Origin of the sequence: Lentilactobacillus dabitei (assembly GCF_019061365.1) — a bacterium.
Lineage (GTDB): Bacteria > Bacillota > Bacilli > Lactobacillales > Lactobacillaceae > Lentilactobacillus > Lentilactobacillus dabitei.
Window position 1 is genome coordinate 22,079 of record NZ_JAHPPD010000033.1, and the last position, 6,144, is coordinate 28,222.

The 6,144-nt window shown below is 43.3% G+C and carries 4 protein-coding genes and 1 pseudogene; 2 read left to right on the top strand and 3 right to left on the bottom strand.

Going from position 1 to position 6,144, the window contains the following annotated elements:
• Positions 1 to 37: 37 nt before the first annotated feature.
• Positions 38 to 1,046: pseudogene (locus tag KTE19_RS06650) on the bottom strand (NADP-dependent oxidoreductase).
• A 196-nt stretch (positions 1,047 to 1,242) separates the two neighbouring features.
• Here KTE19_RS06650 and KTE19_RS06655 point away from each other — a divergent pair.
• Both KTE19_RS06655 and KTE19_RS06660 read left to right on the top strand, forming a co-directional pair.
• Entirely contained in the window at positions 1,243 to 1,584 is a 342-nt protein-coding gene (locus KTE19_RS06655) for an ArsR/SmtB family transcription factor (protein WP_217163811.1), read from the top strand.
• Positions 1,581 to 2,267, top strand: a complete 687-nt coding sequence (locus tag KTE19_RS06660) for a type 1 glutamine amidotransferase domain-containing protein (protein WP_217341903.1) — start codon at positions 1,581 to 1,583, stop codon at positions 2,265 to 2,267. The genes KTE19_RS06655 and KTE19_RS06660 overlap by 4 nt, the downstream gene beginning before the upstream one ends.
• Before the next feature lie 83 nt (positions 2,268 to 2,350).
• Here the strand turns inward: KTE19_RS06660 and KTE19_RS06665 are convergent, their stop codons facing one another.
• Together KTE19_RS06665 and KTE19_RS06670 are read right to left on the bottom strand one after the other, a co-directional pair.
• Positions 2,351 to 5,074: an HAD-IC family P-type ATPase gene (locus tag KTE19_RS06665; RefSeq protein WP_217341904.1), complete on the bottom strand. Its 2,724-nt coding sequence runs from the start codon at positions 5,072 to 5,074 to the stop codon at positions 2,351 to 2,353.
• Positions 5,075 to 5,228: 154 nt separating this feature from the next.
• Positions 5,229 to 5,993 carry a hypothetical protein gene (locus KTE19_RS06670; protein WP_217163805.1) on the bottom strand — a complete coding sequence of 255 codons (765 nt, stop codon included), beginning with the start codon at positions 5,991 to 5,993 and terminating at the stop codon, positions 5,229 to 5,231.
• Between the last annotated feature and the right edge of the window lie 151 nt (positions 5,994 to 6,144).

Sequence of the window (6,144 nt, forward strand, 5' to 3'; positions counted from 1 at the left end):
AGGTCGGCAGTCAACTCATTTTTCGGTTGGCACGAGGCTATTTATCAGCAATCATCTGGACAACGATTTTTCCCCTCGCCCGATGTGACTGGGAATAATTGAACGCCGCTTGAATATCGTCAAATTCGAAGATTCGATCAGTAATTGGTCGGATCTTTTCTTGTTCGATCAGCTTCGTTAGGATGGCGAGCTGACTACCACTTGGCTTCATGAACAAAAAGTGATAAGCTACCCCATTCTTTTTCTCTAGTCGTGAGAGTTTAGTAGTTACCAACTTAAACAACCACTGCTTCCACTTTGGCAAGCCGTAACTCTTGGCGAACGCCTCATTTGGCAAACCTGATAGTGAAACCACTTTGCCACCCGGCTTAACGATCGAAAATGCCCGCTCCAATTGTTTACCGCCAAGCGTGTCAAAGACGTCGTCATAATCGCTCAAGGCTTCATCAAAGCGCACTTTGTGATAGTCAATCACTTCATCAGCCCCCCAGCTGCTCAACAAAGGCGGCATTTTGGGAACTCGTTGTCGTTGCCACGTATGCCCCTGCCAACTTGGCGAGTTGAATGGCAATTGTGCCAATCCCGCCAGAACCAGCTTGAATCAATAGCTTGTCGCCACGCTTAATTTTCATCACATCAAATAAGGCCTGATAACTCGTCAAGCCAACTAGTGGAATCGCTGCAGCCTGTTCAAAGGTTAAATTAGCTGGTTTGCGGGCAATATCGGCTTGGCTCACCGCAATCCATTCCGCGAAGGTGCCGATTCGATTCTTTTGAACCCGACCATAAACTTGATCACCAACTTTAAATCGAGTCACTTTTGCGCCAACCTGTTCAATGGTGCCAGCAAAATCACTCCCAAGAATGAGCGGCAAATGATACTTCAGCAGCATTTTTAAGTTGCCATCCTTAGTTTTCAGGTCAATCGGGTTAATGCTGGCAGCGTGGATTTTGACTAACACGTCTTGATCACCTAATTGCGGCGTCGGCACAGTAATAATCTCCGGCTGATCTTGACCATATTTACGAATTAACGCTGCTTTCATCTGCTGTTTCATATTTAACTTTACTCCCATAAATTCATCTCAGTTGTTTGGTCTAAATTTTTAAACGATTGCTGAATTGAATCATAACTGCTCAACTCAATTTCGTCAACCATATCGTCTGAACCAATCATTTGACAGGTTCAAGTTCAGATGGTTTAATGGTTTAAAAATATAAGCGGAAGGCCTGATCAACAAAATGGCGGATTTGACCCAACTCAAAACAGAATTTACAGACTTAAGTGATTTCTTGGTTGCCCTCGGTGATGAAAAGCGCCAGGCAATCATCATTGCACTACTGGCTGAAAATGCCTGCCATGGATTACGAGTGACCGATTTAACGGCGGTCACTAAATTGTCCCGGCCAGCCGTTTCTCACCACTTAAAAATTTTAAAACAAGCTCATCTCATCAAATCCAGAAGTGAGGGTACCAGAAATTATTACTATCTGTCACACGATATTAAAGAAATTAGGGCTTTGAAACAGTTACTGGATCACGTTACTGCAATCATTGAAACCTCAGGGAGAGAAACCAAATGAAGAAGATTCTGGTCGTTTTAACCAACATTAACCACTATCACGGAACTGATGATCCAACCGGACTTTGGTTGGGTGAAGCAGCTGAATTTGTCGCGGTGATGCAGACCGCAGGAATTCAAGTTGATTATGTTAGTCCAAAAGGCGGTTTTGTGCCACTGGATCCACGCAGCATGAAATACACGAATCAAGAAATTATGAAAGTTTATGAAACAGACGACTTTCAACGACGGGCTCTCAGTAATTCACTCAATCCCGATCAAGTCAATGCTGCCGATTATACTGCCATTTATTACACCGGTGGTCACGGCGTGATGTGGGACTTCCCTGACAATCCAGAGCTTCAACGAATCGCCCTCACGATTTATCAAAACAATGGCTTCGTGACGTCAGTCTGCCACGGCGTTGCTGGACTATTGAATATTAAAGACAGCAACGGCGACTACCTGATCACCAATAAGACCATCACCGGTTTTACGGCGGCCGAAGAAGCAATCGCGGCTAAACGATCAGTCGTTCCATTTTTAAATAAACCGGAAGTCGAAAAACATGGTGGTCACTGGCGTCAAAAACGCTTTTACAGCGAGTTTGCGGTTCAAGATGGCCAACTCATTACTGGCCAGAATCCCTTCTCTGCCACTGCAGTTGCCACTCGATTAATCCAAAATCTCCAAGTCAATCAATAAATGAAACAAATAGTGGGACTAAAAGTAGTCAGCTTCCGATGAATCAAGGAAGTCACTGCTCTTAGTCCCACATTTTTATATCATTAATTCTTTAATTTATTTGCTTGACCCTTTCGTTTCCGATACTGGATTCGTAATAACTTGATGATTTCCGTAACCACCAGCACAATGAAGCCAGCGATCGTTGGGACAATCCAGCCATAGTAGAAGTCGATACTGCCGGTATGGAAGACGTCCTGCATAAACGGAATATAGATCATTGCGGCTTGTAATGCCAGCAAAATTCCGATGATGATAAACGCCATCTTATTTTCAAAGAAGTGTTTAGAAATAATTGGATAAGAGTTTCGAATGTTGAACAGGTAGAAAATTTTACCGAAGATAATGATGTTGACTGCCATGGTACTGCCCAAGACGGCAGTCAGGACACCGGAATCAACGAATCGATCAAAGGTGAAAATCCCCAAGGCAGAAATCAAAATGGACACGTAGATGATTTCAAAGACATCCATCTTTCCTAAAATCCCCTTGGCAACATTTCTTGGACCACGAACCATGATGGATTCTTCAGCTGGCTCAAAGATAAAGGCAAACTGAATGGTCAGCGCTGAGACGGTGTTGATCCAAAGCAACTGCGTTGGGAATAATGGTAATTCCTGACCCATAATCATACTCAGCAATACCACCAAGCCTTCGGCAAAACTGGTTGGCAATAGGAACCGAATGGTCTTTTGAATGTTGTCAAAGACGTGACGGCCTTCCGCTACCGCCTCAACAATAGTTGTAAAACTATCATTGACCAGCACCATGTCCGCTGCTTCCTTAGCAACGTCGGTTCCTTTGATACCCATGGCAATTCCGATGTTTGCCTGCTTCAAAGCCGCCGCATCGTTAACCCCGTCACCCGTCATCGCAACAATCTTACTGTTAGCTTGTTGAGCCTTGACAATTCTCAGCTTATTAGCTGGCGTGGTCCGGGCAAAGACATTATAGCGACCAATATTTTTAATCAAATCCTCGTCAGACATCTCATCCACTTCAGGACCGGTAATTGCATGAATGCTTTCATCCAAGTCCAACTTCCTGGCAATAGCCGAAGCTGTATCTGGGTGGTCACCGGTAATCATATTGACCTTAACACCTGCACGACGAAGACTGTGAATTGAAGGAATTACTTCCTCACGAGGAGGATCAATAATTCCAACAACCCCACTTAACTTGATACCATCATAAATCTTATCCTGATCAATCTCCGTTGCGGTGGTTGCAACTGCCTTGGACCCCAAGGCCACAACCCGAAGCCCATGTTCGGTCAAGTCAGCAACGCGAGCATACCAGGTCTTGTCGTCAAAGCTTGGGTCACTTTGTTTAACCATATCAAAGATAGTTCCCGGCGCCCCTTTAACCATCAGTTCATTATGATCAGCTTCTTTGATCAAACGAGCACTATAACGGTACGCTGAATCAAAAGGTAGGGTATCAACCTCATCGACTTCCGGTTCACGACCGATTAACTTATGGAACAGTGTGGTCAAAGCCCCATCAGTTGGTTCACCGTTTAATTGCCATTCACCATCAGTCTGGACCAACTCGGCGTCAGTCGTTGTCCCGGCAATATCAACCAACTCACGGAAATGTTGATCGTTTTGCCAGTCATACTTTTCACCATCCAGTAAAACGTCACCGTCAACACCTTTATCACCATCGACAAATCCGATTCCAGTCACTTGGTAATGATGTTCATCGGTGATTACGTCAGTCACGGTCATTTCATTTTTGGTCAAAGTACCCGTTTTATCGGTATCAACAATGTCAACAGCACCTAAAGTTTCAACAGCGGGCAAAGTCTTAACAATTGCCCCCTTCTTAGTCATAACTTGGACGCCTCGTGCCAATACAACAGAAGTTGAGGCCGGCAGACCTTCAGGAATAGACCCAACGACCATTGTGATAATCGCAATCGTCAGCGTTGGTAAACTGTAAATTTTAGTGTATAGGCCAAGGACAAATAGCAGAACAGCAATTACAACGATAAAAACTGATAAGTTAACGCCCAGCTTGTTCAGGTTCTTCATTAACGGGGTTACTTGAGATTTAACTTCAGCCACACTCTGTTGAATCTGGCCAATTTGAGTTTCTTGGCCGGTCGCAATCACAATCCCAACACCGGATCCCTGGGTAACCGCTGTCGAAGCAAAGGCCATGTTGGAGCGGTCAGCTAACGGTAATTTATCTTCATTAATCGGATCTTCCGTCTTTTCTACTGAATTGCTTTCACCAGTCAGCGTTGATTCTTGTGCCCGCATATTATCTGCAGAAATTAATCTTAAATCAGCAGGAACCGCATCCCCTGCTTCAAGATTAACCAAGTCTCCCACGACCAGTTCACGGGCTGGAACTTCAATCTTGTGACCATCCCTGATGACATAGTTCTGACTCACCAACAGTTCTCTAATTCTGCTCAAAGCATTGTCAGCCTGCATCTCTTGAAAGAATCCAATAAACGCATTGGCAATAATCACGATCCCAATAACCGCTGAATCTGAATAGTGGTGCATAAACAGCGTAATGGCGGCGGCAGCAATCAAAATGTAAATGATGCTGTTATTAAATTGGAGCAAAAATTGAAGCAGCTTACTCTTTTTCTTGGCCGTTAATTCATTATAGCCGTCACGAGCCAACCGTTTACCTGCTTCTTGTTCACTGATGCCATCTTCAGCGTTGGTTTGATACTTCTGAACCAACTCCTCAGTCGTTCTTTGCCACAATTTTTGATCAGGAGGTACCTCGTTTGTACTGTCTGACATTACATGTATCACCTTTCTTTTTATGAAAATAAGATTCTCATTAACAATATTATAATATATCAACCGGTAAAATTGGTAGTTAAATCACTTCGGGCTGAGAATTTAATCATTGCAATATAAAATTAGCTGACAAAATGCCAGCTGACTCTCGTAATTATTCTTCAACAACCGTCCATTCATTAATGGACTTACCATCAGCATCCCTCAAGACTAACCAGCTGTTAGTGCCGGCAAAGTATAAAAAGAGTCCCACTTCATTAACACTTTTTAGAACGATGTCCTTAGTCGTCACAAAGTCTTTGAAGTCCCCTTCATGGTCTGACCTCAGTTTTAAAGCAAACTTTGCTGAAAATCCGAGTGAACCATCTTTGTTCAAAGTTGGTTTGGGTTTCATTACTGCTCCCGCCTTGATGAGCATCTCGTTTCGTTTCTGCCAATAAACAGTGGCTTTGGCACCGTCATGCTCAATGTAGAAAGGAATCTGGCTGATCTGACTGGTAAATCTGTGAATTGGCTTACCCTTGAACTTCTTCTTGGGAATGAATCGTGATCCAAACCCCAGCCCGTTCAACACCGTTAGGGTTAGATCTCGAAATTTTTCAATTGTGGCTCTTTGATCGCTGGGAATTTTGATGTTTTCCAGATAATCCTTTTTGAATAATCCTTGTTCAACTGCAAATTCCGAAAAACTCTTCGCTAAGTAATTGGCCTCCTGCTTCTGAGCAGGTTCAATGTGAATCACCCCATCAGCTTGGTTGGCTTTTGGCTGATCTTGAATCCCAGTCAGCTTGCCATCCTTTAGATACAAATTCACGGCATCAGTTTCTGCTTTGATCATGCTGGAGATAGTTATTTTCCCTTGACCATCAGGTAAGGTCACAACAGTTTCGTTCGAATTAATCTCAACTGCAAGTTTCATATAACAACCCTCTTCATTGATTTATCTATATTTATCATACCATTTAATCCAAAAAATAAGCCCAGGACTTCTGAAGTGCCCTACAATTGTTAGACAAGTAAGTCTAATGATTGTGGGGCTTTTCTTGTGACAAAATATAGTAGTCAATTCA